Here is a 25126-nt window from a genome sequence, read left to right as displayed (position 1 = left end):
CGGAGCCGGACCGCGCGAGCCGCGCGGTGCGCACCGGACCCTGGCCATCGAAAGGGCGGAGCGTCGATGAGACTCGTCGTCGATCTCAACAAGTGTCAGGGATACGCGCAGTGCGCGTTCCTCGCGCCCGACGTCTTCGCCATGCACGGCGAGGAGTCGCTGATCTACAACCCGCGCCCGGACGAGGAGCAGCGGGAGCGGCTGGCACGGGCCGTCGCCGCCTGCCCGGTGCAGGCGATCACGGCGGACGGGCTGGACGGTACGGGCGGCCTCCCGCGGGAAGGTGAGGCCTCCGATGGCCGCTGACTACGTGGAGTGGCTCAGGCGCGAGGGCCGGATCGTGATCGTGGGCGCCTCGCTGGCGGGCCTGAGCGCCGCCGAGACCCTGCGCGCCGAGGGCTTCGCCGGCGAGCTGACCCTGATCGGTGACGAGCCGTACGAGCCGTACGACCGGCCGCCGCTGTCCAAGTCCGTGCTGCTCGGTCTGGCGTCCCCGCACCACACCGAGCTGCCCCACCGCCGGGAGATCGACGCCAAGTGGCGGCTCGGGATCGCGGCGACCGGCCTGGACCTGTCGGCCAAGCGGGTGCGGCTGGCCGACGGGGACGAGGTGGCGTACGACCGGCTGCTCATCGCGACCGGTGTGCGCGCCCGGCCCTGGCCGAAGGAGGACGAGGCCCGGCTGGACGGCGTCATGCTGCTGCGCACGCGGGACGACGCGGCCCGGCTGCTCCAGCGGCTCAAGGCGAAGCCCCGCCGGGTGTTCGTGATCGGCGCCGGGTTCGCCGGGTCGGAGGTGGCCTCGGCGTGCCGGGAGATGGACATCCCGGTCACCGTGGCGGAGCGCGCGGGCGGGCCTCTGGTGGGCGCGCTCGGCGGGGTGATCGGCGCGGTCGCGGCCGATCTGCAGACCGAGAACGGCGTCGACCTGCGCACCCATGTCACGGTGACCTCGCTGGAGGGCGACTCGGTGGGCAGGGTGCGGGCCGTGCACCTGTCCGACGAGAGTGTCGTCGAGGCGGACGTGGTCGTGGTCTCGCTGGGCTCGCAGCGGAACACGGAGTGGCTGGAGGGGTCGGGGCTCGGCGCCGGGCCCCGGGGCATCGCCTGCGACGCGGGCTGCCGTGCCTTCGACTTCCGGGGCATCGTCACCGACGACGTGTTCGTGGCGGGTGACGTGGCCCGCTCGCCGCACGCGGTGTTCGGCTACCAGTTCCTGTCCCTGGAGCACTGGGGCAACGCCGTCGCCCAGGCGGAGACGGCGGCGCACAACATGATCTGCCACGGCGCCGACCGACGCCCGCACCTGTGGATGCCCGCCTTCTGGTCGTCGATGTTCCGCGTGAACATCAAGTCGGTCGGCGTGCCGCCCATGGGCGACGAGCTCATGATCACGCAGGGCTCGCTGACCGAGCGCCGCTTCGTCGGCGTCTACGGCTACAAGGGCCGGGTCGTCGCCGCCGTGAGCTTCGACAACACGCGGTGGCTGGAGTTCTACGCGCGGCAGATCGAACAGGGCGCGCCGTTCCCGGTGGACTTCCCGACGATGGACCGGCGTCCCGAGGGGCGCCAGGCGGTGTCGGCGGACTTCCCCGACCCGTCGCTGCCGACGCACGGCCCGACGGTGACGCTCACCGGCTACTCGCCCTCCGACCAGCAGCTGGTCTTCCACCCCGCCCGGCACTGACCGGCGCCCTGCCCCGACGCTCCGAGGACGTGCCATGACGCAAGCCCCGCTGTTCCAACAGATCACCGACTTCGCCAACCGCGCCAACCCGTACCCGCTGTACGAGGAGCTGCGCAAGAACCCGGTCCTGCACGAGGAGGAGGGCGGCCCCTACGTCTTCAGCTCGTACTTCGACATCAAGGCCCTGCTGCACGACCCGCGGGTCAGCTCCGACGCCTCGAACCTCGCCGCCGCCGCGGCCGACGAGCTGGACCAGTCGGAGGAGACGGGCGGTCTGCCGCCGTCCTTCCTGCGGCTCGACCCGCCGGAGCACGACCGGCTCCGCCGCATCGCCAACAGCGCCTTCGGGCCGCCGCACCGGCCGCACCGGGTCGAGAGCATGCGCGGTGACATGGCGGCGATCGTCAAGGAGCTGATCGACGGCTTCGGGGACGCGCGGCAGATCGACCTGGTCGACCAGTTCGCCTATCCCTTCCCGGTGACCGTGATCTGCCGGCTGCTCGGGGTGCCCCGGGAGGACGAGCCCCGCTTCCGTGCCTGGGTCGATCCCCTGGTCGCCACCCTCGACCCGGAGACGCGCGAGAGCGCGGACCCCGAGTTCGTGAAGACGGCGCAGGACGCGCGGATGCAGCTCGGGATGTACCTGGCGGGACTGGTCGAGCAGCGCACCAAGGAACCGCAGGACGACCTGCTGTCCGACCTGGTCGACAGCCACGGCCCCGACGGTGCCATGACGATGATGGAGGTGCTCAGCACCGCCGTGCTGCTGCTGATCGCCGGTCACGAGACGACGGTCAACCTGATCACGAACGGCATGCTGACCCTGCTGCGCCACCCGGACATCCTGCGGCGGCTGCGGCAGGACCCGGGCCTGTCGGTGAAGATCGTGGAGGAACTGCTGCGCTACGAGCCGCCGGTGCAGATCGTGCCGCAGCGCACCACCATCACCGACATCGAGGTGCGCGGCGTCACCATTCCCAAGGGTGCCCGCCTCTGGCTGGTCCTGGCCGCGGGCAACCGCGACCCCGAGCGGTTCAAGGACCCCGAGCGCTTCGACCCCGACCGCGAGGACATCCAGCACCTCGGCTTCGGCAGCGGCATCCACAGCTGCTTCGGCGCGCCCCTGGCCCGGCTGGAGGCCCAGATCGCCCTGTCCGAACTGGCCCGGCGGCTGGAGGCCCCCCGGCTGGTCGAGGACCCGCCGCCCTACCGGCAGAACGCGGTGCTGCGCGGCCCGCGCCATCTGAACATCGCCTTCGAGGGCCTGAACCCGTGAGGGGTCAGGGGGCGATCCTCCTGAGCTGCACCAGCCCCACCCAGGTCTCCGGGCCCGGCTGGGCGTAGGCGGCGCGGACCGCGTAGGAGCCGGCCGCGAGCGGGACGCGCAGGTGTTCCGTGCGGTCGGCGTCGCCGCCCGGCCAGGCCGAGTCGAACAGCAGCACCGGGCCGGGCACGTCCCAGCGGACCTCCGGTTCCCAGGCGGCCGTCGCGAGCGCGGCGGGCACCCCGGCGAGCAGTTCGTCCTCGGAGCCGGCGGCGGACCAGCGCACGAAGGTGCCGTGCTCGGGCAGGTAGGAGGTGGCGGCCGGCTCGTCGCCCAGGACGAGGGCCGCGCTGTCGCCGACCGGGAGCAGTCCGGCGTATCCGGCGACCTCGCAGGCGCGGTCGTAGTCCGTGTCGAGTTCCTCGCTGTCGGCGCCCGCCCAGAACGGCAGAACCACCTCCGGAACGGCTATCAGCGGGCCGCCACCCGACTCCACCCACTCCAGCACGCCTGGGTCCGCATATCGAGCCATGGGCCCAGAACCTACACGGCCAGCCGTCAGCAGCCGCACTCGCCTGCCACGGGGGCCGTCAGCGCGTCGGGCTCGCGTCTCTCCGGGCCCTGCCAGGTCTCGTAGGCGAAGCCCTCGCGCGCCCAGTACTCGAAGCCGCCGAGCATCTCCTTGACGCGGAAGCCGAGTTCGGCGAGGGCAAGGGCGGCGCGGGTGGCGCCGTTGCAGCCGGGGCCCCAGCAGTAGGTCACCACCGGCACGTTCCTGTCGAGGAGTTGGGGGGCCTGTTCGGGGATGAGCGCGGTGGGCAGGTGGATCGCGCCGGGGATGTGGCCCTGGTCCCAGGACTCGGTGGAGCGGGAGTCCACGACGACGAAGCCGGGGTCGGCGCCGGCCGCGAGCGCTGCGGCCACGTCGGAGACGTCGGCGTGGAAGGCAAGGCTCGCCCGGAAGTGGGCGGCGGCCTCGGCGGGAGCCGCGGGAGCGACGCGCAGAACGGGGTGCGCGGCGCCGGTGGAGTTCGCGGGGTTCATGGTGATCATGGCTGAAATTCTCTGGCTCCCGGCCCGCCCGCTGAAGGGACGATCCACGGCTCCGCCCTTGTCCGGCCGGGGATTACCCTGCTATCCATCCGGGATGACCGTGTATTCCCCGGACGCCACCGACTGGCGCATCCTCGAGGTCCTGCAGCGCGACGGACGGGCCAGCTACGCCGAGCTGGCCCGCGCGGTGTCCATGTCGCCGAGCGCCGTCACCGAACGCGTCCGCCGGCTGGAGGAGGCGGGCGTGATCCAGGGGTACGCGGCGGTCGTCGACCCCGAGCGCCTCGGCCTGCCGATCCTGGCGTTCGTACGGCTCAGGTACCCGAACGGCAACTACAGGCCGTTCCACGACCTGGTGGCCGCGACGCCCGAGATCCTGGAGGCGCACCACGTGACGGGCGACGACTGCTTCGTCATCAAGGTCACCGCCCGCTCCATGTCCCACCTGGAGCAGGTCTCGGGAAAGATAGGCGCACTCGGCTCGGTGACGACCAGCGTCGTGTACTCCTCCCCCCTCCCCCGCCGCCCCCTGACCCACTGACCCTCAACCGTCGCCCCGCTGCCGCAGCGTCGAGCCCGATCTGGTTTTGAGGATCTCCAGTTGGGCGTGGATGCGGCGGCGCAGGTCGGCTACGTGGCTGACGATGCCCACGCTGCGGTCGCGTTCGCGTAGGGAGTCGAGGACGTCCAGGACCTCGTCGAGGGTTTGGTCGTCGAGGCTGCCGAAGCCCTCGTCGATGAAGAGGGTGTCCAGGCGGACGCCGCCCGTCTCGTCGGTGACGACGTCGGCGAGGCCGAGGGCGAGGGCGAGGGACGCGAAGAAGGTCTCGCCGCCGGACAGGGTGGCGGTGTCCCGTTCGCGGCCGGTCCAGGCGTCGACGACGTGCAGTCCGAGCCCGCTGCGGCCGCGCCCTGTGCGGCCGTCGGAGTGGACGAGGGTGTAGCGGCCCGAGGACATGCGCTGCAGGCGTGCCGTCGCGGCGGCGGCGACCTGTTCCAGGCGGGCCGCGAGCACGTACGACTCCAGGCGCATCCTGCGCTCGTTGTCGGCGGAGGTGCCCGCGGTGAGGGCGGCGAGCCGGGCGACCCGGTCGTACTCGTCGCGCAGCGGTGCGAGCCGCCGTACGGCGTCGGCCGCCCGTCCGGAGAGGCGGTCCAGCTCGGCGCAGCAGCGGGCGGCGGCGTCGCGCGCGGAGGCGGCCTCGCGCAGCCGGCGGTCCGCCGTGCCCGCCGCCCGCTCGGCGGTGGCCGGGTCGGCGGGCGGGCGCTGGGCGGCCGCCGCGGTGTCGGCCTCGGCGAGCACGGCGCGGACGGCGGCCTCCTCCGTCTGGAAGGCGTCCAGGCGGTGTTGCAGCTCGCGGTGGGCGGCGGGGTCGAGAAGGGCGGCGGCCGCGGCCGCGGGGGTCTCGAAACCGGCCCGGTAGGCCGCGTCGGCGAGCCGGGCGTCGGCGTCCTTCAGGCGCTGGGCGGTGTCCTCGGCGGCGCGCACGGCGTCGGCGGCGTCGGTGAGCAGCGCCGCCCGCCGCTCCAGCTGCGCCGCCCGCGCGGCCACGCTCCCCGCGGTGCCGCGCGCCTCCGCCAACTCCGTTTCCAGCAGGGCTTGTTCCCGCTCCAGGGTGTCGCGCCGGGTGAGCCGCGAGGCGGCCCGGACGGCGGCCTCCTGCCGGTCGGCGAGGCGCCGCTCGCGCTCCTGCTCGGCGCGCCGCAGCTCCTCGTGGGCGGCGTGCAGCGCGGAGGCCTCGCGGCGGGCGCGGGTGTACTCCAGCTCCAGCTCGTCCGCCTGCGCCTCGAGCCGGTCGGTGGGGAGGTCGCCGGCCTCGGCGGTGGCGGCGGCGAGGGCCTCGCGGACGACACCGAGGCGCCGTTCGTCCTCGGTGCGCAGCGCGTCGGCCTGCTGGGCGGCGGTGTGGGCCCGTTCCTCGGTGTCGCGGTCCACGTGTCCGTCGACCTTGCGCGCGGGCGCCGGGTGCTCGGTGGCGCCGCAGACCGCGCAGGGCTCCCCGGTGGTGAGGTGGGCGGCGAGTTCGGCGGCGATGCCGTTCAGGCGCTGTTCCTTGAGGTCGAGCCAGTGGGCGCGGGCGTCGAGGGCGCGCTGTCCGGAGTCGCGCACCCGCTGCTGGGCCTGCTCCAGGTCTGCGGCCAGCTGGTCCCGGGTGCGGGCGGCGGCGAGGCGCCCCCGCATGGGGTCGCGCCGGACGGCGAGCTGTTCGGCGCGGGTGGCGGCCTCCTGGGCGGAGTCGACGCGCGTCTGCAGCGCCGTGCGCGTGGTGTCCCAGTCTCCGAGCCAGGCGTCGGCCTCGCGGAGCACGTCCTCGTCGGCGCGCTCCTGCCGGTCGAGTCCGGCCCGCTCCTCGACCAGGCCGGCGAGCCGCCGCTCGGCGCGCCGGGCCGCGTCGAGGCCGCCCAGCTCCTCTGCGGCCCGGCGGGCGGCGGAGGCGAGTCCGGTGACGCCCGCGTCGGCGTGGGAGTCGGGCAGCATGCCCCGCGCGCGTGCCTCGGCGGCGGCGGCCCTCAGGTGCTCCTCCTCGGCGGCCTCCCGCAGCTCCAGCGCGGGCGCGACGGCCTCCGCCTTCCGGCCCCGCGCCATGCGTTCCTGTGCCGCCTGGTGGTCACCGGCCCGCTCCTGGAGGCGCTCGGCGCGCCGCCGCGCCTCACCGAACCTGCCCTGCAGCCGGGCGAGTTCGCGAGTCTCGTCCAGGGCGCGGCGGGCGCCGGCGTGGGCGGACTCGGCGGCGGCGAGCCGGCTGTGCGCGACGGCGAGGCGTTCGCGGGCGGTGCTCCGGGCGACGGCGGCGGCGCCGAGCACGGCCTCGGCCAGGCCCGGGTCACCGGGGGCCAGCTCGGGCAGCTCCATGGCGTCGCCGGACTCCTGCTGCATGCGGTGGGCGTCGGCGAGCAGTGCCGCGTCGCCCTCGCGTACGCGTGCCTCGGTGGCCCGGCGGCGTTCGGCGAGGCGCTTCTCGACGTCGGCGAAGCGCTGGGTGTCGAAGAGGCGGCCCAGCAGCCGGCCGCGGGCCTCGGCGTCGGCGCGCAGGAAGCGGGCGAAGTCGCCCTGGGGCAGCAGCACGACCTGGCAGAACTGCTCGCGGCTCATGCCGAGCAGCTGGGTGATCTCCTCGCCGATCTCCTGGTGGGAGCGGCTGAGGTCCTTCCAGGCGCCGGCCGCGCCGTCGTACTCGCGCAGCCAGGTCTGGGCCTTGTCGACCGTGGTGCCCTTGCCGCGCAGTTTGGCCCGCTCCCACGGCGGCTGCCGGGTGACCTCCAGCCGCCGTCCGGCGACGGCGAGTTCGAGGCGGACCTCGGTGCGGACGCCCGGCGCGGCGTGGTCGCTGCGCAGGGTCATGCCCTGGCCGCTCTGGCGGGCGCCGGGGACGGAGCCGTAGAGGGCGTAGCAGACGGCGTCCAGGACGGAGGTCTTGCCCGCGCCCGTGGGGCCGTGCAGCAGGAAGAGCCCGGCGGCGGACAGCGCGTCGAAGTCGACGGTCTGGGAGCCGCCGAAGGGCCCGAAGGCGGTGATGTCGAGCCGGTGCAGCCTCACCGCGCCACCTCCCGTACGGCCTCGCCCGCGCGCACGGCGTCGAAGGCCTCGCGCAGCACGGCCGCCTCCCGCTCGTCGGGCCCGGCGCCGCGCACATGGGCGACGAAGTCCTCGGCGATCTGCTGGTCGCCGCGGCCCGCGAGGCGGCGGGCGTAGGACACCTCGGGGTCGTCGGGGGCGCGCTCCGGGGCGAAGAGCAGGCTGAGGGTGTGCGGGAAGCGCTCGATGAGCCGGGCCATCGGGTCGGCCGGGCGGACCGGGTCGGTGAGGGTGGCCTCGACCCAGGCGTCCTCGTGCTCCGCGAGGTGCGGGTCGGCGAGGAGGTCCTCCAGGGTGCCCCGGAGGCGGGCCAGCGGGCGCGGCACCGGGCAGTCGACGCGCTCGGCGGTGACGGAGCCGTCGGCGGCGAGGTCGACCAGCCACATGCTCTTGCGGTGGCCGGCCTCGGAGAAGGAGTACGCGAGCGGGGAGCCGGAGTAGCGCACGCGCTCGGTGAGGGTCTGGCAGCCGTGCAGGTGGCCGAGCGCGGCGTAGTCGACGCCGTCGAAGACTCCGGCGGGCACGGCGGCGACTCCGCCGACGGTGATGTCCCGCTCGCTGTCGCTCACCTGCCCACCGGTGACGAAGGCGTGGGCGAGGACCACGGAGCGGGTGCCCGGCGCGCGTGTGGCGAGGTCGGCGCGGACGCGGTCCATCGCGGCGCCCAGCACGGCCTCGTGGCCGGCCCTGTCCACCGCGAACTCGTCCTTCACCAGGGCCGGTTCGAGGTACGGCAGCCCGTAGAAGGCGACGTCGCCGTGGGCGTCCGGCAGGACCACCGGGGTGCCGACGGCGGACGGCTCGGTGCGCAGGTGGATGCCCGCGCGGTCGATGAGTCCGGCGCCGACTCCGAGGCGGCGGGCCGAGTCGTGGTTGCCCGAGATCATGACCGTGGGCACACCGAGGTCCGCGAGGCGGTGCAGGGCGTCGTCGAACAGCTCGACCGCGGCGAGCGGGGGCACCGCGCGGTCGTACACGTCCCCCGACACGACGACCGCGTCCACCGCGCGCTCGCGCACGGTGGTGACGAGGTGGCCGATGAACCCGGCCTGGGCCCCGAGCATGTTCACCCGGTGGAAGGCCCGGCCGAGGTGCCAGTCGGACGTGTGCAGCAGTCTCATGATCCCCGAGACTAACGGCCGGGTCTGACATCACGGGCGGTTACTCCCGTATCAGCCCGTCATGACCGGCCCCCCGGCTGGCCGTTATGCCTGATTCCTTTTAATTGTCGGGAATCTCCTCAGGGTTGTGTCAGACATCTCCGTAGGCTTCGCCGCCCAGCTCGAAGCCCGCCGTGCCCGCCGTCACATCGGCGAGCCAGCCGCGGAAGGCGTCCACGTCGGCGTCCGGCAGGCCGATCTCGATGGTGACGGCCTCGCCGTAGCGGACGTCCCGTACTTCGCGGCCGGTGGCGCGCAGATCGTTCTGGACCTTGCCCGCGCGCTGGTGGTCGACGGTCACGGTGGCCAGCCGGAAGCGGCGCCGGGTGATCGTGCCGAGCACGTCCAGGGCCTCGCCCACGGCGCCGCCGTAGGCGCGGATCAGTCCGCCGGCGCCGAGCTTGACGCCGCCGTAGTAGCGGGTGACTACGGCGACGGCGTAGCGCATGTCGCGGCGCAGCAGCATCTGCAGCATGGGGACGCCGGCCGTACCGCCCGGTTCACCGTCGTCGCTGGCCTTCTGCACGGAGGCGTCGGCGCCGATGACGTACGCCCAGCAGTTGTGGCTGGCGTCGGCGTGCTCCTTGCGGACGGCGGCGACGAAGTCCTGCGCCTCCCGCTCGGTGGCGGCCGGGGCGAGGGCGCACAGGAAGCGGGAGCGGTTGATCTCGGTCTCGTGCACGCCCGTGCGGGCGACCGTGCGGTACTCGTCCTGCATCCCGCCAGCCTATGCGGAGTGCGGAGCGGCGCTGACCAGGGCCGCTACGGCTTCCTGCCGCGCGGCACGGTGAACCAGGTCAGCAGGGCGGCACCCGGGGCGAGGGCCGGCCAGCCGGTGCCGTACCAGGCGAGGAGGGCGACCGCGGACGTCGGGAACTTGGCCCGCACCCGGTCCAGCGTGTCGTCCAGACCGTCCCCGGCCAGTTCCAGGACCAGCTCCCCGAGTCCCGGGTTGTGTCCGACCAGCAGCAGCGTCTCCACCTCGCGCGGCACCTCCCGCACGATCTCCAGCAGCTCCGGCACGTCCGCCGCGTACAACCGCGGGTCGTGTCGCACGGGCGGCGGGGTGCCCCATTCGGCGGAGGCGAGCTCCCAGGTGCGGCGGGCGCGTACGGCGGTGGAGCACAGGGCGAGGTCGGGCAGGCAGTCGGCCTCGGCGAGGGCGCGGCCCGCGGCCGGGGCGTCCCGCAGGCCGCGCGGCGCGAGCGGTCTGCGGTGGTCCTCGACGCCCTCGGGCCAGGCGGACTTGGCGTGCCGCAGCACCACCAGCCGGCGCAGCGGGCGCGCCCCCGCCCGCTGGGTCACGCGAGCGTCCCGAGGTCGCGGGCGAGGTCCAGGGCGAGCAGCCGGTCGGCGTAGGCGAACGTCTCGAACCGGGCGCCGTCGGGCAGGTCGGGGGCGCTCTCGACGTCCCCGAGCACGTCCAGTACCCCGGGCAGGTCGAGGTCGTCCTCCCAGGCGTCCCGCAGCCGCCCGCGCACCGCCTCGGGCACCGGCCGGGAGGGCTGCCGCGCCCACCCGGCGACCGCCCGCCGCCAGCGCTCCAGCCGCCGTCCGGCCTCGGCCAGCACCACGGGGTCCAGCCTCACGGCCTCCCCCCGCGGCACGGCGAGCAACGCCAGCCGCAGCGCGGCGGGGTCGCCGAGCAGCGCGCCCAGCGGAGGCCGGGAACCGGGGAGACCCGCCCGAGAACCGCCCCCCGCACCCACGGCCTCATCGACCACCGGACCGACACCCGACCCATCCCCCGAACCCGCCGCCACGCCGGGCCCTCTGGCCCCGGCGTCCCCCGGTCCCGCTCCACCGGCCCCATCGGCCACCCGCCCGGCACCCGGCTCACCACCCGAGCCCCTCGGCGCCTCCACACTCCGCGCCCTGTCCGCCGACCCACGACCCGGCCCCGCCGCCACGCCGGACCGACCGGCCTCGGCATCACCCGGCGCCACCCCACCGGCCCCATCGGCCACCCGCCCGGCACCCGGCTCACCGCCCGAGCCCCTCGGCGCCTCCGCACCGCGCGCCCCGTCCGCCGGGCGATCCGCCTCCGGACCGGCACCCTCCGTATGCACCGTCCGGTGTCCGGGCTCCTTCGCCGTGCCTCGGTGGTCCGAGGAGGCGGCGTTGCCGTCGTGGGGGGCCGCTTCGTGCCACGTGGCCGGGGCCACCGTTGCGAGGGGGCCCGCGCCCGGGGGGACGGTGGTCGCCTGGTCGACGACGTGGATGGCCTGGGACTCGCCGAGGCCGGAGGCGAGGTCGCGGCCGTCCTCGAAGGGGCGGATCGCGAGGGTCGTCGCGGCGGCCCGGAGTTCCGGCTGGTCGCAGGAGGCGGCGAGGGTCGTCCAGACCGGCGTGCCGCCCAGTTCCAGCGCGCGGACCAGCAGGTCGGCGGTGAGCAGCACGCGCAGCGCCGTGAGGTCGAGACCCGAGGCGTGGGCCTCGATGCGGGTCAGGCCGCGCCGGGCGGGCGCGGCGGCGACGGGCTCACCGGTTCGGGCGTCGAGGATGCGCAGCACGGGGCGAGCGTAGGCGGCCCGGCGGCCGTACGCAGGCACCTTGCGCCGATTCCGGTCACCGTGGCGGGGTAGGGGGGCCGGGAATCAGCACCAGCGGGGGTGCTGTTGCCCGGACGACACTCCCCCGCGCAGCCCGAGGAGGCGGCCGTGTACGGCGACGAAGCGACGATCCGCAGGATCCTGACCGAGCTGGGTGACACCTGGGCCGTGGTCGGCCTGTCCGCCAACCGGAGCCGGGCCGCCTACGGCGTGGCGCAGGTGCTCCAGCGGTACGGCAAGCGGATCGTACCGGTGCACCCCAAGGCCGAGACGGTGCACGGCGAGCGCGGCTACGCGACCCTCGCGGACATCCCCTTCGACGTCGACGTGGTGGACGTCTTCGTCAACAGCTCACTGGCGGGCGCGGTGGCCGACGAGGCCGTCGCGAGCGGCGCGAAGGCGGTCTGGTTCCAGCTCGGTGTCGTCGACGAGGACGCCCAGGGACGGGTCCGCGCGGCGGGTCTCGACATGGTCATGGACCGCTGCCCGGCGATCGAAATTCCCCTCTTGACCTAGTGTCACTCCTTCTTCATCACAATTCGCCGCTGAATATTGACATTCGGGTTGGGCATCTGACCTGTGCAAAACCTGTCCCCAAGACCTACAAGATCCTAGGTCAAGATTTGGTAAGCAGTCTTTTGCCGACACGGAAAGCGTTCCTAGCCTGTGGCCTCCTTCCCCGTTAAACCTGCGTTTACGATCTGAGAGGCCCCTTGACATGGCGAAAGTCGACCAGGCTGCACCGGTAGCCACAAGCGACACCGGTGGTGGCCTGCGCCGAGACGTCGGACTCATCGGTCTGATGTGGGCCTCGGTGGGCTCCATCATCGGCTCCGGCTGGCTCTTCGGGGCCGAGAAGGCGGTCGTCGCGGCCGGCCCCGCTGCGATCATCTCGTGGGTGATCGGCGCGGTGGCCATCGTGCTGCTCGCGCTCGTGCACGCCGAGCTCGGCGGCATGTTCCCCGTCGCCGGCGGCACCGCGCGCTACCCGCACTACGCCTTCGGCGGCCTGGCCGGCATGTCGTTCGGCTGGTTCTCGTGGCTGCAGGCCGCGACGGTGGCCCCGATCGAGGTCGAGGCCATGATCGGCTACGCCAAGCACTGGCACTTCGCCGACGGCCTGCAGAACACCAACGGCACGCTCACCACCAGCGGCATCGTCGTCGCGGTGGTCCTGATGGCCGTGTTCGTCGCGGTCAACTTCCTCGGCGTCCGCATCCTCGCGCACACCAACAGCGCCGCCACCTGGTGGAAGATCGCGGTCCCGCTCGCGGCGATCTTCATCATCGCGATCGGCAACTTCCACCCGGGCAACTTCACCTCCGAGGGCTTCGCGCCGTTCGGCGCCAAGGGTGTCCTCACCGCGATCAGCTCCAGCGGCATCATCTTCGCGCTGCTCGGCTTCGAGCAGGCGATCCAGCTGGCCGGCGAGAGCCGCAACCCCAAGCGTGACCTGCCGCGCGCCACGCTCGGCTCCGTCGCCATCGGCTCCGTGATCTACCTCCTGCTCCAGATCGTGTTCATCGGCGCCCTGCCGCACGCCTCCTTCGCGAAGGGCTGGGCGAACCTGGCCTACGCCGGCATCAGCGGCCCCTGGGCGGGTCTCGCCACGCTGTGCGGCCTGGGCTGGCTCGCCTGGGTGCTGTACGCCGACGCGATCATCTCCCCCGGTGGCACCGGCCTGATCTACACCACCGCCACCTCCCGCATCTCCTACGGTCTGGCCAAGAACGGCTACGCGCCGAAGGTGTTCGCCAAGACGGACTCGCGCGGTGTGCCGTGGTTCGGCCTCGCGATCTCCTTCGTGACCGGCATCGTCTGCTTCCTGCCCTTCCCGAGCTGGCAGACCCTGGTCAGCTTCATCACCTCGGCGAGCGTGCTGATGTACGCGGGCGCCCCGCTGGCCTACGGCGTGTTCGCGGACCGGCTGCCGAACCACGAGCGTCCGTACCGGCTGCCCTTCGGCAAGTTCATCTCCCCGCTGTCCTTCGTGGTCGCCAACCTGATCATCTTCTGGTCCGGCTGGGACACCCTGTGGCGCCTGGGCTGCGCGATCCTGATCGGCTACGTGCTGCTCGGCTCCTACGCCGCCTACGCGATCCGCAAGGGCCTGCCCAACGCGCCGCGACTGGACTTCAAGGCCGCGCAGTGGCTGCTCCCCTACCTGGTGGGCATCGGCGTGATCTCCTACCTGAGCACCTTCGGCGGTACCGGTGACCTGCCGCTGTGGTGGGACATGCTGGTCGTGGCCGTGTTCTCGCTCGGCATCTACTACTGGGCCAAGGCGACCGCCTCCAAGGCCGAGCAGATCGAGCGCGACATCGACGAGGTCGTCGTCACCGACGCCCCGGCGCACTGATCCGCTCCACCCCGTGGTGTCCCGTCAGCCGGTCTGCGGCTGACGGGACACCGTCATAATGCGGGGATGATCTCCCCTTCCCCCCACCCCGTCCCCGCGCCCGGGGAGCGCCGCACGGTCGTCGTCGTGGGCGCCGGTCCCGCCGGGCTCACCGTCGCCAACATCCTGCGGGCCGCCTCCGTCGACTGCGTGGTCCTGGAGACCGGGAGCAGGCGGTTCATCGAGACCCGGCAGAGAGCCGGCGTCATCGAGGACTGGGCGGTGCGCGAACTCGTCCGGCGCGGACTGGCCGGGCGGCTGCCGGCGCGCGCGGAGGCCCACACCGCGTGCGAGTTCCGCTTCGACGGCGAACGCCACCGCTTCTCCTACGGCGACCTGACCGGCAGCCGCCACCATGTCTACCCGCAGCCCCTGCTGGTCACGGATCTGGTGCGCGAGTACGCCGACGTGCGCGGCGGCGACATCCGCTTCGGCGTGCGCGACGTGCGGCTGCACGACCCGGACTCGGAGCGCCCGGCGGTGTCGTACCTCTGCCCGGACACGGGAGAGCGGCGGCTGGTGCGCTGCGACTACGTCGCGGGCTGCGACGGGGCGCGCGGGGTGACCCGGGACGCGCTGACGGCGCAGGGGGCGTGGATCGCGCGGCAGGACGACGGCATCGGCTGGCTGGCGCTGCTCGCCGAGACGCCGCCGTCGTCGGACTGCGTCCTGTTCGGTGTCCATCCGCGCGGCTTCGCCGGGCACATGGCCCGCAGCCCCGAGGTGACCCGCTTCTACCTCCAGTGCCCGCCCGGCGACGATCCGGGGAACTGGCCGCACGACCGGGTCTGGGCCGAACTGCGGGAACGTCTCGGCGCCGCCGGGGCACCGCCGCTCACCGAGGGGCGGCTGATCGAGAAGCGCGTGCTGGTCATGCACCACTACGTCGTCGAGCCCCTGGCGCGCGGGCGGCTGTTCCTGGCGGGCGACGCCGGCCACCTGGTCGCGCCGATCGCGGCCAAGGGCATGAACCTCGCCCTGCACGACGCCTTCCTGCTCGGTGACGCGCTAGCGGCGCGGGTGACGCGGGATGACGGCGGCGGCCTGGACGGCTACTCGCAGGCGGCCCTGCGCCGGGTGTGGGACTACCAGGAGTTCTCGCAGTGGCTGTCGGACATCTACCACGGCCTCGCGTCGGACGACGCCTTCCGCGCGGGCACCACCCGGGCGCGGCTGCGGCGGCTGTTCACCTCGCCGGCCGCCGCGGCGGCCTTCGCCGAGCAGTACCTGGGCACGGCCCCCGCCTACTGATCTCCCGTCGGCCGCTCGGCGAGGCGGTGGTCGGCCGTCTTCAGCGCCTCCTCGACGAGCCTGCGCAGATGCCCGTGCGGCAGTGAGTAGATCACCCGGCGGCCCTCCTTGCGGGTGTCGACCAGCCCGGCGAGCCGCAGCCGGGCCAGGTGCTGGCTGACGGCCGGGCGGGCGGCGCCGCATGCCCCGGTCAGCGTGGTGACGTCGGCCTCCCCCGCCGTCAGCGCGTGCAGCAGCGCGAGGCGGGTGCGGTCGCCGAGCAGCGACAGGAGTTCGGCGGCGAGCGCGAACTGCTCCTCGCCCGGGTTGCGCGGGTGCGCATGGTGCGCAGGTGACAGGTGCATGCGTGCGCTCATACGCACATAATGGGCCCGTGGACGCCAGGCGTCCACTCCCGCACGACGGAAGGGCAGACCCGTGAGCGAGCACCACGAGCACCGGCCGCACCGACACCCGCACGACCACGCTCCGGGCCGCGTGGGGCACCGGCTCGCGCATCTGCTCACCCCGCACTCCCACGAGACCGCAGACAAGCTCGACCCCGCGCTGGAGTCCTCGGCGCAGGGGATGCGCGCCCTGTGGGTGTCGCTGGCCGTGCTGGGCGCGACGGCCCTGACGCAGGCGGCCGTGGTGGCCGTCTCCGGGTCGGTCGCGCTGCTCGGCGACACGGTGCACAACGCCGCCGACGCCCTGACCGCCGTGCCCCTCGGCATCGCCTTCGTGTTGGGGCGGCGGGCGGCGACCCGGCGGTTCACCTACGGCTACGGGCGCGCCGAGGACCTCGCGGGGCTGGTGATCGTGCTGACGATCGCGGCCTCGGCGGCCTTCGCCGCGTGGGCGGCCGCCGGACGGCTGCTCGATCCGCGTCCGGTCGACCACGTGCCGGCGGTGGCCCTGGCCGCGCTGGTGGGCTTCGCCGGCAACGAGTGGGTGGCCCGGTACCGGATCCGGGTGGGCCGCCGGATCGGCTCGGCCGCGCTCGTCGCCGACGGGCTGCACGCCCGGACCGACGGTTTCACCTCGCTGGCCGTGCTGGTCGGCGCCGGCGGCTCGGCGCTCGGGTGGCGACCGGCCGACCCCGTCGTGGGGCTGGCGATCACGGCCGCGATCGCGCTGGTGCTGCGGGACGCGGCGCGGGAGGTGTTCCGCCGGATGCTGGACGCCGTCGACCCGGCGCTGGTCGACCGGGCCGAGCGGGCGGTGCGTACGGTGCCCGGGGTGCGCGAGGTGGGCGAGCTGCGGCTGCGCTGGATCGGGCACCGGCTGCGGGCCGAACTGGCGGTGGTGGTGGACGGCGAGGCGACGGTGCGGCAGGCGCACGCGATCGCCGTCGACACCGAGCACGCCCTGCTGCACGCCCTGCCGGGGCTGACGGCCGCCCTGGTGCACGCCGATCCGGCACCGGCGCCCGGCGAGACGGATCCCCACCTGGCGCTGGCCCATCACCTCACGGCGTGAGCGTCACGCCCAGCCCGTCCAGCACCACGGACCCCGGCAGCTCGGCGAAGACCTTGCCCGGCACCAGCAGCTTGCCGCGCCGGCGTCCGCTGCCGACCAGGACATAGGGGTGGTCGAGGACGGCCGGGTCCACCAGCAGGGGCCAGCCCTCGGGCAGTCCGATCGGAGTGATGCCGCCGTACTCCATGCCGGTCTCGCCGGTCGCGGTCTCCATCGAGGCGAAGGAGGCCTTGCGGACGCCGAGGTGGCGGCGGACGACGCCGTTGACGTCGACCCGGGTGGTGGAGAGCGCGAGGCACGCGGCGAGCGTGGTCTCGCCGCCCCGCCGGCCCGCGACGACCACGCAGTTCGCCGAGCACTCCAGCAGGTCGCGGCCGTAGTGCTCCACGAAGACGGCGGTGTCGGCCCAGCGCGGGTCGGTCTCGACGTAGAGGACGCGGTCGGTGGGGATCCCGCCCAGCCGGTGGCGTACGGCGTCGGCGACCGGAGCGCTCAGTTCGTCCAGGCAGTCCGGGACCGGGATGGCGGTGTCGAAGTCTCCGATGGGTGCGCGCATGCCCGCACGCTAACAAAGCGCGCTCGCCCACCGGGGCCCGCTCACTGCACGGGCGGTACGGAGACGGCCATCATCATCTCCATCGGGGCGTCGCCGAGATTGCGGTAGACGTGCGGGATGTTCGCCTCGAAGGAGGCGCTCGCGCCGGTCGGGACGAGGTGGTCCTCGCCGTCGACGGTGAGCGTCAGCTCGCCCGCCGTGACATGGACCAGCTCGACGGTGCCGGCCGGGTGCGGCTCCGACGGGCTCTGCTCGCCCGGCATCAGCCGCCAGTCCCAGATCTCCAGCGGGCCGGGGGCCTCCGTGCCGGCCAGCAGGCGGCTGTAGCTGCCGGCCTCGGTGTCCCACAGCCGCACCGCCCGCTCGGCGGGGACGACGCGTACCCGGGGGCCTCGCTCGTAGTCGAGCAGGGTGGTGACGCTGACCCCGAGCGCGTCACCGATCTTGACGACCGTGCCGATGCTCGGGTTGGTGCGGGCCTGCTCGATCTGGATGAGCATCCCGCGGCTGACGCCGGCCCGGGCGGCGAGCACGTCCAGGGTGAAGCCGCGCACCGAGCGCCAGTGCCTGACATTGCGCGCCAGGGACTGGGTCAGCAGTTCGAGGTCCGACACGTTCCGTCCAAAAGCCGAGATGGGACACTATTCTGAATGACACGGTCCAGTTCACTGGACTACGGTGAAGCACACCCGTTCGTGCAACAAACTGTACTGCGAGGCACCGTGACCGCCTTCTTCGCCCTGACCACCAGTCTCCTGTGGGGACTGGCCGACTTCGGCGGCGGGCTGCTGACACGGCGCACCCCGGCGCTGACGGTGGTGGTCGTCTCGCAGGCGATCGCGGCGGCCGTACTGGGCGCGATCGTCCTCGCCACGGGCGGCTGGAGCGAGGCCGGGCCCCGGCTGTGGTTCGCGTTCGCCGCGGGCCTCGCCGGACCGGTGGCGCTGCTCTCCTTCTACAAGGCCCTGGCGCTCGGCCCCATGGGGGTCGTCTCGCCGCTCGCCACGCTCAGCGTGGCCGTCCCGGTCTGCGTGGGCCTGGTCCTCGGCGAGCGCCCGGGACCGCTCCAGCTCGCCGGCATCGCGATCGCCGTCACCGGGGTGGTCCTCGCGGGCGGGCCCCAGCTGCGGGGCGCGCCCGTGCAGCGGCGCACGATCCTGCTGACGCTGGTCGCCGCACTCGGTTTCGGCACGGTGTTCGCCCTGATCGCCGAGGCCTCGACCGATGTCACCGGGCTGTTCCTGGCGCTGTTCGTGCAGCGCCTGACGAGCGTGGCGGTGGGCGGGGCGGCGCTCGCCGTCTCGGTCCGGCGCGGCGGCACCGCCGCGCCGGAGCGCGGTTTCCCGTACGCCTCGCTGCCCGCGCTGGCCTTCGTCGGCCTCGCCGACGTGGCGGCCAACGGTACGTACGCGGTCGCCGCCCAGCACGGCCCGGTCACCGTCGCGGCCGTATTGGCCTCGCTGTACCCGGTGGTGACCGCGCTGGCCGCCCGGGGCTTCCTCAGCGAGCGGCTGCGCGCGATCCAGGCGGCGGGCGCCGGGCTCGCCCTGCTGGGCACGCTGCTGCTGGCGACCGGCTGACCCCTGCCCGGACCCGGACTCAGCCCTCGGGCTCCAGCGCGGCCAGCCGGGCCACCGTCTCCTCGTCCAGGTCCGCCAGCGCCCGCAACTGCTCCGGTGTCGTCCCGTCCGGTATCGGCACCGGCGCGGGGGTCCTGAGCGGCGGCTGCCAGCCCTCGTCGGGGGTCCAGCGCCGTACGACCCGGGCGGGCGCCCCGGCCACCACGGCGTGGTCGGGGACCGTGCCCCGCACCACCGCACCGGCCGCCACCACGACGTTCCGGCCGATCCGCGCGCCCGGCAGGATCACCGCGCCGGTGCCGATCCAGCAGCCCGGGCCGATCTCCACCGGCTCCATCCGGGGCCACTGCCTGCCGATGGGCTCGTGCGGGTCGTCGTAGGAGTGGTTGGTGGAGGTGACGTAGACGTACGGCCCGAAGTAGCAGTCCCTGCCGATGGTCACCGTCGTGTCCGCGATGACATGGCTGCCGCGGCCGAGGACGACCCCGTCGCCGATGCGCAGGATCGGGTCCGGGCCGAGGTCCAGGTCGGGCATCAGACCGGCGGTCAGGGTGACCTGCTCGCCGATGATGCAGCAGGAGCCGAGCCGGATCCAGGGCTCGCCGAAGACCGTGCCGAGCGGGAAGGCGAGCCGGGTGGCCTCGCCGATCGAGCCGAAGCGGAAACGGCCGGGGTTCTCGGCCGTCACGGAACCCGCGCGCTGCGCCCAGGCCCAGCCCGTGTGGACGGCGCGCTGCGCCAGGCGGCGTCGCCAGGACGAGAACGTGTTCTTGGGCTTCGGCACGGGCTCACGTTACTCACCGGTCGGCGCCGGCAAGAGGCCGGGCCGCTGTGATCTTCGCCCCAGGGCGTGTCGTACCGTGCGGGGAACTACGCACGCGAGGAGACGGTGATGACGCAGCAGGCGCTGATCATGGGTATCGGCGGCAGGGAGCCCCAGGTCGATCCGGAGGCGTTCGTGGCGCCCACGGCCTCGGTGATCGGCGACGTCACGCTGCGTGCGGGGGCCAGTGTCTGGTACGGGGCGGTCGTGCGCGGTGACGTCGAGCGGATCACCGTCGGTGCGGACGCGAACGTGCAGGACAACGTCACGCTGCACGCGGATCCCGGGTTCCCCGTGACGATCGGTGAGCGGGTGTCGATCGGGCACAACGCGGTGGTGCACGGGGCGACGGTGGAGGACGACTGCCTGGTCGGGATGGGGGCCACCGTGCTGAACGGTGCCGTGATCGGGGCCGGTTCCCTGGTCGCCGCTCAGGCCCTGGTGCCGCAGGGGATGGTGGTGCCGCCGGGGTCCCTCGTGGCGGGGGTTCCGGCGAAGGTGCGCAGGGAGCTGTCGGAGGAGGAGCGGCAGGGGGTCACCCTCAACGGCACGTTGTACGCGGAGCTGGCGAAGACCCACCGGGATCTGCACCGGTAGGGGCGCTGCGCGGGTCCCCGCGCCCTCGGGCGGCTCAGTCGCCCGCGCCCACCGGCTCCGCTTCCGGCCGGCTCTCCTGGGCCTTCTTCGCCTTGCGCTTCACGACCAGCATCGAGGCGACGCCGATCAGGACCGCCGCCGCGAGGCCCACGTACGAGAACTTCTTCAGCCAGCCCTCGGCCACGACACCGACGTAGTAGACGACGGCCGTCGTGCCGCCCGCCCAGCAGATGCCGCCGAGCACGTTGGCGATCAGGAACTTCCAGTACGGCATCCGCAGGACACCCGCGAGGGGGCCGGCGAAGATCCGCAGGAGGGCGATGAAACGGCCGAAGAAGACGGCCCACATGCCCCACTTCTGGAAGGACCGCTCGGCGGTGGCCACATGGCCCTCGCTGAAGTGCTTCGGGAACTTCGCGCCCGCCCAGGCCAGCAGCGGGCGCCCGCCCTTGCGGCCGATCGCGTAGCCGATGGAGTCGCCGATCACCGCCCCGGCCGTCGCGCAGGCGCCGAGGACGAACGGGTTGATGTCCGAGTGCTGGGAGGACATGAGCGCCGCCGAGACCAGGACGATCTCGCCCGGCAGCGGGATGCCCAGGCTCTCCACACCGATCACCAGGGCGACCGCGGCGTAGACGGCGACCGCGGGCACCGAGTCGAGCCATTCCTGGACGTGCACCGCCGGTTCCTCCCCTGTCGTCTGTCCCTGACCGGGCGCCGCATGCGAAGCGCGTCCCAAGGGAAGGCTACCTGGTCGGCGGTGAACGGCGGCTTGCGCGCACCTGCCCGGCGGCACCGTCCCGCCCTCGGCCATTGGGTTTTCGGACACCCCGGTGTCACACGGGAGGGGAAGGCTCCCCGCGGTTTCGCCCGCCCCGCCTCCCCCAGGTCCCCGCCGCGGGACCCGCTGCGGAAGGACGACGTCCCCGTGTCCTCACTCACCCCGTCCCCGTCGCTCTCCCCCTCCGGCTCCCTCGCCGCTCCCCCCTGCCCCGGTGCCCCGCCCGCGGCCCCGGCCCGGCCCGCGCCGCTGATGTCCGCCCGGCCCGTGCGGCTGTTCCTCTGCCTGGCCCCGCTGCTGCTCGCCGGCGGCTGGGCCGCCGCCAACCGGCCCGTCCTGTACGCGGGTGTACGGCGGCTGGTCTCGGCCGACCCGGGCTGGCTGCTCGCCGGGGCCGGATGCACCTGTCTGAGCTGGGTGGCGGCCTCCTGCGTCCGGCAGGGCGCCCTGCCGGACCGGCTGCCCCCGGGGCTGCTGCTGGCGTCGCAGTTCGCCGCCGGTGCCGCGAACCACGCACTGCCCGGCGGGCTCGGCGCCCATGCCGTCACCGTGCGCTTCCTGAGGGCGCGCGGGGTGCCGCTGGACCGGGCGACCGCGTCGATCGGCCTGTACTCGCTGGCGAAGTCGTCCGCGAAGACGGTGGTGCTGCTCGTGTTCCTGGCGGCCTCCCCGGCGTGGCGGCGCCTCGGCGATCTGGTCCCGGACGAGCGGCTGCTGGTGCCGGTGGCCGCGGGCGCGGGCGGGGTGGTCGCGGGGGCGGGGGTGCTGGTGACCTTCGTACGGCCGGTGCGGCGGCCGGTGACCGGCTTGGTGCGCACCGCCCTCGGCGACGCGCGGGAGGTGCACACGCGGCCCGGCCGGGTGCTCGCGCTGTGGGGCGGGGCCGTCGCGATGCCGCTGGTGCAGGCGGGCACCCTGGTCTGCGTCGGGGCCTCGCTGGGGCTCGGGCTGCCCTGGGAGCAGGTCGTGCTCGCCTATCTGGCGGCGGGCACGGCCGTGGGCGCCGTGCCCGCGCCCGGCGGGCTCGCGGTGGACGCGGCGCTGGTGTGGACGCTGGCCGCCTTCGGCTCGCAGCCGGCGGTGGCGACCGCGACCGTGATCGGCTACCGGCTGCTGACCGACTGGCTGCCGCTGCTGCCGGGCGCCCTGGTGCTGTCGGCGCTGATCCGGGCCAAGGTGCTGTGAGCGCCGGTCAGGTGCGGCGGGCGACCAGCCGGTAGGCGTTGCACAGGCCGAGGCGGTGGGCGAGCGCCCGCGGGGCCAGGCGGTCGAGCAGGGTGGCCGTGAGGAGCACGGGCACCCCGGCGAGGAGGAGCGCGGTGCGCAGGCTCCGCCGGAGCGCGCCGGGCGGCTCGGGGAGCCAGGGGGCGTCCTCGGGCGGGGCGATGTGGTCCAGGGCCAGCCAGACGGCGGCGAGCAGGTCGACCGGATCGTGCGGTTCGGTGTGCTGCTCCGCGACCACCGTGAAGCCGAGAACGGTGAGCCGGCGGCGCAGGTTGGCGACCGGCATGAGGTGCAGATGCTGCGGCTGGAGCCAGGGCAGCCACCAGCGGCCGAGGAGACGGGCGTAGCGGCTGGCCGGGTCGGGCACCTCGATCAGCAGGTGGCCGCCGGGGCGTACGACCTCGTGGGCGGCGCGGAGTTCACGGTCGGGGTCGGTGCTGTGCTCCAAGTAGTGGAACATGCTCACCACGTCGTAGCGGGCGGTGAGTTCAGGGGCGAGGCTGGGGAAGGCGCCGCGGTGGGCGTGGTCCACGCGGCCCTCGCGGGCGGCGAGTTCGACGCCGTCGGTGAAGTCGAGTCCGTCGAAGGAGGTGCCGGGCAGCACGCCGCGGGCGGCCGCGCAGAAGTGGCCGTGGCCGGTGCCGACGTCCAGCCACGTCTTCGGGGCCGGATCGTGCGGCAGCATGGCCTCGGCGCGGCCCCGGTACATGGACGTACGGCGGCCGAAGGTGCCGCTCATCCGCTGCTCACCGAGGCCGTCGTAGAAGTCCCGGTAGTAGAACTCCAGCCCCTCCTCGGTCAGTTGGGGGTTCTGGAAGACGTGGCCGCAGTCGGTGCAGCGGTCCAGGGTGAAGCGGCCCGGCTTGTGCTGGAGCAGGTCGGTGGTGCTCAGGCGCCGGGTGAGCCGGTCCGAGCCGCACCAGGGGCAGGTGGTGCGCCGGGGGCCGAGGAAGCGGTCGGTGCCGGCGGCGAGGTCGGCCTGGTAGGCGGGGCGCAGGGCGCCGATACGGTCGGTCTGCTCTCTGTCGTCGCTCATCGGCTCTCCGCGTTCGGGGCGTTCGTCGGCTCTGCGCCGCTGCAGGGGTTGATCGGCCCGGCTGTGCCGCCGTGGTTCATCGGCGCTGCTCTGCCGCAGGGGTTCACCGGCTCGGCTCCGCCGCGGGGGGCAGGGGCGCGGGAGTTCATCGGCCGCTCCCCGCCGCCAGTCGTTCGAGGTGTGCCGCCGCGGCCGGGGCGCCGCCCGCCGTACGGAACGCGGTGCGGATCCGGGCGGCGGCGGCCCGGTGGGCGGGTTCGTGCAGGACGGTGTCGAGGGCCGCGCCCAGCCGGGCCGCGGTGACCCGGCCGAACCTGACCCGCAGGCCCGCTCCCGCGTCCACGACCTGGGCGGCCACCACCGGCTGGTCGTCCCGGATCGGGGCGACGACGAGCGGGACGCCGTGCCACAGCGCCTCGCACACGGTGTTGTGCCCGGCGTGGCAGATCACCGCGTCCATCCGTTCCAGCAGGGCGAGTTGGGGCACGGACGGCAGGATCAGCGCGTCCTTGTCGCCCGCGACGACGGGGAGCGCCCCGCCTGGGTCGGCGAGCACCGCCTGGACCCGGTCGGCGCGTTCCCGCAGGGCGGCGAGGCACTCGGCGAGGAAGCGGCCGCCGGCGTCGGCGTTGGCCGTGCCCAGGGTGACCAGGACCTTCGCCCGGCCGGGGTCGAGCCGGTCCCAGGGGAAGCGGGGCCCGTCGGGACGGCCCGCGAGGGAAGGGCCGACGTAGTGCACGTGCGGCGCCGACGGGGCCTGCGGGCCGACCAGTTCGGGCGTGCTGAAGACCAGCAGGAGATGCGGCGAGAAGCGCGGGTCGGCGGTGCCGGACGGGTCGCCGACGCGGGCGCGCAGTTCGGTCAGGCGCTGCCGCAGCCACTCGGCGACCTTGGGCAGGCCGTCGTAGGCGCCGCTGAACTCGGCCGAGGTGGTCGCGGAGGTGGCCCAGGGCAGGCCGAGGCGCTCGGCCACCAGGGCGCCGGCGAAGGCCTGCTGGTCGGCCACGACCACGTCCGGCCGGAACTCCGCGACGGCCGCGCGGACGCCCGGGGCCATCTCCTCGGCCAGGGGCAGGAGGTACCACTCCCACAGGAACCTCAGCGCCTCGGCGCCCCGCAGGTCCGGCGGCCGTACGGCGCCCTCGGCGCCCGGCACCGGGCCCGCGCAGGGGAACACCACGGCCTCGTCGCCGGCGAGCCGGCACACCAGCGCGGGGTCGGCGCAGGACCAGGCCACCCGGTGGCCGCGGGCGGCGAGCCGGGCGGCGACCCCGACGGCCGGGTTGATGTGCCCGGTCAGCGGCGGGACGACGAAGAGGAAGGCGCTCACCGGACGCCCGCCCCCGTCCGGATCAGGTCCAGGATGTGCCCGCCGACGGCGCCGGGCGCCTCCACCAGCACCGAGTGCTCGTGTCCCGGCAGCACGACCGGCCGGAAGTCCGCCAGCCGTGCCTGCTGCAGCGGCACCAGGTCCACCAGGTCGGAGTCACCGCCGTACACGCCGAGGACCGGGCAGCGTACGGCCCTGATCTGGTCCTCGGTGAGCACCCGGCTGGCGGGCACGTCCCGGCCGAGGGTGGTCTCGCGGGCGAGCCGGGCCGCGCCCTTGGCGAGGCGGGCGCTGTGGTGGCCGCGGTGGGCGGTGATCCAGGCGAGCGTCTCGGGCTCGTTGTGCGCGAGTTCGGTCACCACCCGGCGCAGGATGCGGCCCAGTTTGGCCGCCCAGGCGGGCGTCGCGGGCTCGGACTCGACGAGGGTGAGGGTGGCGGCACGCTCGGGGTGGCGCACCGCGTAGCCGAAGGCGATGGTGCCGCCGTAGGAGTTGCCGACCAGGTGCACGGGCCCGGTGACGCCCAGCCCGTCGAGGAGCGCCGTCAGGTCGTCGATGTTGTGGTCCAGGGTGTAGCCCTGCGCGGGGCGCTCGCTGCGGCCGTGCCCGCGCAGGTCGTACATGACCACGTCGAGGCCGGCCGCCGCGAAGGCGGGGGCGACGGTGAAGTAGTAGCTGGCCAGGCTGTCGGTGAGCAGTCCGTGCACCAGGACGACCGTGGCGTGCGGGGCGCGGCCGCCGGCGGGGCGCATGCGCTGGACGTGCAGCCGGACGCCACCGGTGTCGAGCATCGCCATGG

General features: G+C 74.3%; 25 protein-coding genes and 1 pseudogene. 11 read left to right on the top strand and 15 right to left on the bottom strand.

Annotation, left to right across the window (positions count from 1 at the left end):
- Positions 1 to 66 precede the first annotated feature (66 nt).
- Genes ACZ7FF_RS16420 through ACZ7FF_RS16410 form a run of 3 tightly spaced genes read left to right on the top strand, consistent with a single transcriptional unit; the run spans position 67 to position 2963 of the window.
- Positions 67 to 306, top strand: coding sequence for a ferredoxin (locus ACZ7FF_RS16420; protein ID WP_470812874.1), 240 nt, complete (start codon positions 67 to 69; stop codon positions 304 to 306).
- Positions 296 to 1687, top strand: a complete 1392-nt coding sequence (locus tag ACZ7FF_RS16415; RefSeq protein ID WP_470812873.1) for an NAD(P)/FAD-dependent oxidoreductase — start codon at positions 296 to 298, stop codon at positions 1685 to 1687. Before ACZ7FF_RS16420 ends, ACZ7FF_RS16415 begins: the two co-directional genes overlap by 11 nt.
- 34 nt (positions 1688 to 1721) lie before the next feature.
- Complete coding sequence (locus ACZ7FF_RS16410; RefSeq protein WP_470812872.1) at positions 1722 to 2963, top strand: cytochrome P450; 1242 nt, start codon at positions 1722 to 1724, stop codon at positions 2961 to 2963.
- Positions 2964 to 2967: 4 nt separating this feature from the next.
- Here the strand turns inward: ACZ7FF_RS16410 and ACZ7FF_RS16405 are convergent, their stop codons facing one another.
- Both ACZ7FF_RS16405 and ACZ7FF_RS16400 read right to left on the bottom strand, forming a co-directional pair.
- Positions 2968 to 3483 carry an immunity 21 family protein gene (locus ACZ7FF_RS16405; protein WP_470812871.1) on the bottom strand — a complete coding sequence of 172 codons (516 nt, stop codon included), beginning with the start codon at positions 3481 to 3483 and terminating at the stop codon, positions 2968 to 2970.
- Positions 3484 to 3509: 26 nt separating this feature from the next.
- The gene (locus tag ACZ7FF_RS16400) at positions 3510 to 4004 is read right to left on the bottom strand and encodes a rhodanese-like domain-containing protein (RefSeq protein ID WP_470812870.1); all 495 of its coding nucleotides are present in this window, start codon (positions 4002 to 4004) and stop codon (positions 3510 to 3512) included.
- Between the two features lie 94 nt (positions 4005 to 4098).
- Here ACZ7FF_RS16400 and ACZ7FF_RS16395 point away from each other — a divergent pair, with 94 nt between their 5' ends.
- Positions 4099 to 4545, top strand: a complete 447-nt coding sequence (locus ACZ7FF_RS16395) for an Lrp/AsnC family transcriptional regulator (RefSeq protein ID WP_470812869.1) — start codon at positions 4099 to 4101, stop codon at positions 4543 to 4545.
- 3 nt (positions 4546 to 4548) lie between these two features.
- Here ACZ7FF_RS16395 and ACZ7FF_RS16390 read toward each other — a convergent pair whose 3' ends face one another.
- The 5 genes and pseudogenes from ACZ7FF_RS16390 to ACZ7FF_RS16370 form a co-directional block, all read right to left on the bottom strand.
- Positions 4549 to 7542, bottom strand: coding sequence for an AAA family ATPase (locus ACZ7FF_RS16390; protein ID WP_470812868.1), 2994 nt, complete (start codon positions 7540 to 7542; stop codon positions 4549 to 4551).
- Positions 7539 to 8702 carry an exonuclease SbcCD subunit D gene (locus tag ACZ7FF_RS16385; RefSeq protein WP_470812867.1) on the bottom strand — a complete coding sequence of 388 codons (1164 nt, stop codon included), beginning with the start codon at positions 8700 to 8702 and terminating at the stop codon, positions 7539 to 7541. The genes ACZ7FF_RS16390 and ACZ7FF_RS16385 overlap by 4 nt, the downstream gene beginning before the upstream one ends.
- A gap of 130 nt (positions 8703 to 8832) precedes the next feature.
- Positions 8833 to 9459 carry a YigZ family protein gene (locus ACZ7FF_RS16380; protein WP_470812866.1) on the bottom strand — a complete coding sequence of 209 codons (627 nt, stop codon included), beginning with the start codon at positions 9457 to 9459 and terminating at the stop codon, positions 8833 to 8835.
- A gap of 44 nt (positions 9460 to 9503) precedes the next feature.
- On the bottom strand, positions 9504 to 10046 hold the full coding sequence (locus tag ACZ7FF_RS16375; RefSeq protein WP_470812865.1) for a SixA phosphatase family protein: 543 nt from the start codon (positions 10044 to 10046) through the stop codon (positions 9504 to 9506).
- Positions 10047 to 10876: 830 nt separating this feature from the next.
- A pseudogene (locus ACZ7FF_RS16370) lies at positions 10877 to 11254 on the bottom strand (hypothetical protein); the annotation flags it as partial.
- A 147-nt stretch (positions 11255 to 11401) separates the two neighbouring features.
- On the opposite strand from ACZ7FF_RS16370, the gene ACZ7FF_RS16365 reads away from it, so the two are divergent.
- From ACZ7FF_RS16365 to ACZ7FF_RS16355, 3 genes are all read left to right on the top strand, one after another.
- Entirely contained in the window at positions 11402 to 11809 is a 408-nt protein-coding gene (locus ACZ7FF_RS16365) for a CoA-binding protein (RefSeq protein WP_470812864.1), read from the top strand.
- A 202-nt stretch (positions 11810 to 12011) separates the two neighbouring features.
- The gene (locus ACZ7FF_RS16360) at positions 12012 to 13652 is read left to right on the top strand and encodes an APC family permease (RefSeq protein WP_470812863.1); all 1641 of its coding nucleotides are present in this window, start codon (positions 12012 to 12014) and stop codon (positions 13650 to 13652) included.
- 66 nt (positions 13653 to 13718) lie between these two features.
- Positions 13719 to 14942 carry a 4-hydroxybenzoate 3-monooxygenase gene (locus ACZ7FF_RS16355; RefSeq protein WP_470812862.1) on the top strand — a complete coding sequence of 408 codons (1224 nt, stop codon included), beginning with the start codon at positions 13719 to 13721 and terminating at the stop codon, positions 14940 to 14942.
- Here the strand turns inward: ACZ7FF_RS16355 and ACZ7FF_RS16350 are convergent.
- Positions 14936 to 15298: an ArsR/SmtB family transcription factor gene (locus ACZ7FF_RS16350; RefSeq protein WP_470812861.1), complete on the bottom strand. Its 363-nt coding sequence runs from the start codon at positions 15296 to 15298 to the stop codon at positions 14936 to 14938. The two genes, ACZ7FF_RS16355 and ACZ7FF_RS16350, sit on opposite strands and share 7 nt — an antisense overlap.
- 61 nt (positions 15299 to 15359) lie before the next feature.
- Here ACZ7FF_RS16350 and ACZ7FF_RS16345 point away from each other — a divergent pair, with 61 nt between their 5' ends.
- Positions 15360 to 16400 (top strand): cation diffusion facilitator family transporter, encoded by a 1041-nt coding sequence (locus ACZ7FF_RS16345; RefSeq protein WP_470812860.1) that lies wholly within the window; start codon positions 15360 to 15362, stop codon positions 16398 to 16400.
- Here the strand turns inward: ACZ7FF_RS16345 and ACZ7FF_RS16340 are convergent.
- Both ACZ7FF_RS16340 and ACZ7FF_RS16335 read right to left on the bottom strand, forming a co-directional pair.
- Positions 16390 to 16956 carry a YbaK/EbsC family protein gene (locus ACZ7FF_RS16340; protein ID WP_470812859.1) on the bottom strand — a complete coding sequence of 189 codons (567 nt, stop codon included), beginning with the start codon at positions 16954 to 16956 and terminating at the stop codon, positions 16390 to 16392. The two genes, ACZ7FF_RS16345 and ACZ7FF_RS16340, sit on opposite strands and share 11 nt — an antisense overlap.
- A 41-nt stretch (positions 16957 to 16997) precedes the next feature.
- Positions 16998 to 17570: a helix-turn-helix domain-containing protein gene (locus tag ACZ7FF_RS16335; RefSeq protein WP_470812858.1), complete on the bottom strand. Its 573-nt coding sequence runs from the start codon at positions 17568 to 17570 to the stop codon at positions 16998 to 17000.
- Between the two features lie 108 nt (positions 17571 to 17678).
- On the opposite strand from ACZ7FF_RS16335, the gene ACZ7FF_RS16330 reads away from it, so the two are divergent.
- Positions 17679 to 18536 carry an EamA family transporter gene (locus ACZ7FF_RS16330; RefSeq protein WP_470812857.1) on the top strand — a complete coding sequence of 286 codons (858 nt, stop codon included), beginning with the start codon at positions 17679 to 17681 and terminating at the stop codon, positions 18534 to 18536.
- A 19-nt stretch (positions 18537 to 18555) separates the two neighbouring features.
- Here the strand turns inward: ACZ7FF_RS16330 and ACZ7FF_RS16325 are convergent, their stop codons facing one another.
- A complete protein-coding gene (locus ACZ7FF_RS16325; protein ID WP_470812856.1) occupies positions 18556 to 19320 on the bottom strand; it encodes an acyltransferase in 765 nt (254 codons plus the stop codon).
- Positions 19321 to 19428: 108 nt separating this feature from the next.
- On the opposite strand from ACZ7FF_RS16325, the gene ACZ7FF_RS16320 reads away from it, so the two are divergent.
- On the top strand, positions 19429 to 19956 hold the full coding sequence (locus tag ACZ7FF_RS16320; protein ID WP_470812855.1) for a gamma carbonic anhydrase family protein: 528 nt from the start codon (positions 19429 to 19431) through the stop codon (positions 19954 to 19956).
- A 34-nt stretch (positions 19957 to 19990) separates the two neighbouring features.
- Here ACZ7FF_RS16320 and ACZ7FF_RS16315 read toward each other — a convergent pair whose 3' ends face one another.
- Positions 19991 to 20635: a DedA family protein gene (locus ACZ7FF_RS16315; protein WP_470812854.1), complete on the bottom strand. Its 645-nt coding sequence runs from the start codon at positions 20633 to 20635 to the stop codon at positions 19991 to 19993.
- A gap of 249 nt (positions 20636 to 20884) precedes the next feature.
- Here ACZ7FF_RS16315 and ACZ7FF_RS16310 point away from each other — a divergent pair, with 249 nt between their 5' ends.
- Positions 20885 to 21922, top strand: coding sequence for a lysylphosphatidylglycerol synthase transmembrane domain-containing protein (locus ACZ7FF_RS16310; RefSeq protein ID WP_470812853.1), 1038 nt, complete (start codon positions 20885 to 20887; stop codon positions 21920 to 21922).
- A gap of 7 nt (positions 21923 to 21929) precedes the next feature.
- Here ACZ7FF_RS16310 and ACZ7FF_RS16305 read toward each other — a convergent pair whose 3' ends face one another.
- From ACZ7FF_RS16305 to ACZ7FF_RS16295, 3 genes are all read right to left on the bottom strand, one after another.
- A complete protein-coding gene (locus ACZ7FF_RS16305; RefSeq protein ID WP_470812852.1) occupies positions 21930 to 22997 on the bottom strand; it encodes a methyltransferase domain-containing protein in 1068 nt (355 codons plus the stop codon).
- Positions 22998 to 23142: 145 nt separating this feature from the next.
- Complete coding sequence (locus tag ACZ7FF_RS16300; protein ID WP_470812851.1) at positions 23143 to 24327, bottom strand: glycosyltransferase; 1185 nt, start codon at positions 24325 to 24327, stop codon at positions 23143 to 23145.
- Positions 24324 to 25124 (bottom strand): alpha/beta fold hydrolase, encoded by an 801-nt coding sequence (locus ACZ7FF_RS16295; protein ID WP_470812850.1) that lies wholly within the window; start codon positions 25122 to 25124, stop codon positions 24324 to 24326. Before ACZ7FF_RS16295 ends, ACZ7FF_RS16300 begins: the two co-directional genes overlap by 4 nt.
- Positions 25125 to 25126 lie beyond the last annotated feature (2 nt).

The sequence above is a fragment of the Streptomyces sp. NPDC037126 genome (genome assembly GCF_055605965.1).
Note: the sequence above shows the minus strand (reverse complement) of the source record. Positions and strands in the feature narration are given on the sequence as shown.

Coding starts and splice junctions, on each gene's coding strand:
- ACZ7FF_RS16305 (WP_470812852.1), bottom strand. CDS start 22,997: ATGAGCGACGACAGAGAGCAGACCGACCGTATCGGCGCCCTGCGCCCC.
- ACZ7FF_RS16320 (WP_470812855.1), top strand. CDS start 19,429: ATGACGCAGCAGGCGCTGATCATGGGTATCGGCGGCAGGGAGCCCCAG.
- ACZ7FF_RS16400 (WP_470812870.1), bottom strand. CDS start 4,004: ATGATCACCATGAACCCCGCGAACTCCACCGGCGCCGCGCACCCCGTT.
- ACZ7FF_RS16380 (WP_470812866.1), bottom strand. CDS start 9,459: ATGCAGGACGAGTACCGCACGGTCGCCCGCACGGGCGTGCACGAGACC.
- ACZ7FF_RS16340 (WP_470812859.1), bottom strand. CDS start 16,956: ATGCGCGCACCCATCGGAGACTTCGACACCGCCATCCCGGTCCCGGAC.
- ACZ7FF_RS16360 (WP_470812863.1), top strand. CDS start 12,012: ATGGCGAAAGTCGACCAGGCTGCACCGGTAGCCACAAGCGACACCGGT.
- ACZ7FF_RS16350 (WP_470812861.1), bottom strand. CDS start 15,298: ATGAGCGCACGCATGCACCTGTCACCTGCGCACCATGCGCACCCGCGC.
- ACZ7FF_RS16385 (WP_470812867.1), bottom strand. CDS start 8,702: ATGAGACTGCTGCACACGTCCGACTGGCACCTCGGCCGGGCCTTCCAC.
- ACZ7FF_RS16410 (WP_470812872.1), top strand. CDS start 1,722: ATGACGCAAGCCCCGCTGTTCCAACAGATCACCGACTTCGCCAACCGC.
- ACZ7FF_RS16415 (WP_470812873.1), top strand. CDS start 296: ATGGCCGCTGACTACGTGGAGTGGCTCAGGCGCGAGGGCCGGATCGTG.
- ACZ7FF_RS16405 (WP_470812871.1), bottom strand. CDS start 3,483: ATGGCTCGATATGCGGACCCAGGCGTGCTGGAGTGGGTGGAGTCGGGT.
- ACZ7FF_RS16355 (WP_470812862.1), top strand. CDS start 13,719: ATGATCTCCCCTTCCCCCCACCCCGTCCCCGCGCCCGGGGAGCGCCGC.
- ACZ7FF_RS16420 (WP_470812874.1), top strand. CDS start 67: ATGAGACTCGTCGTCGATCTCAACAAGTGTCAGGGATACGCGCAGTGC.
- ACZ7FF_RS16395 (WP_470812869.1), top strand. CDS start 4,099: ATGACCGTGTATTCCCCGGACGCCACCGACTGGCGCATCCTCGAGGTC.
- ACZ7FF_RS16295 (WP_470812850.1), bottom strand. CDS start 25,124: ATGGCGATGCTCGACACCGGTGGCGTCCGGCTGCACGTCCAGCGCATG.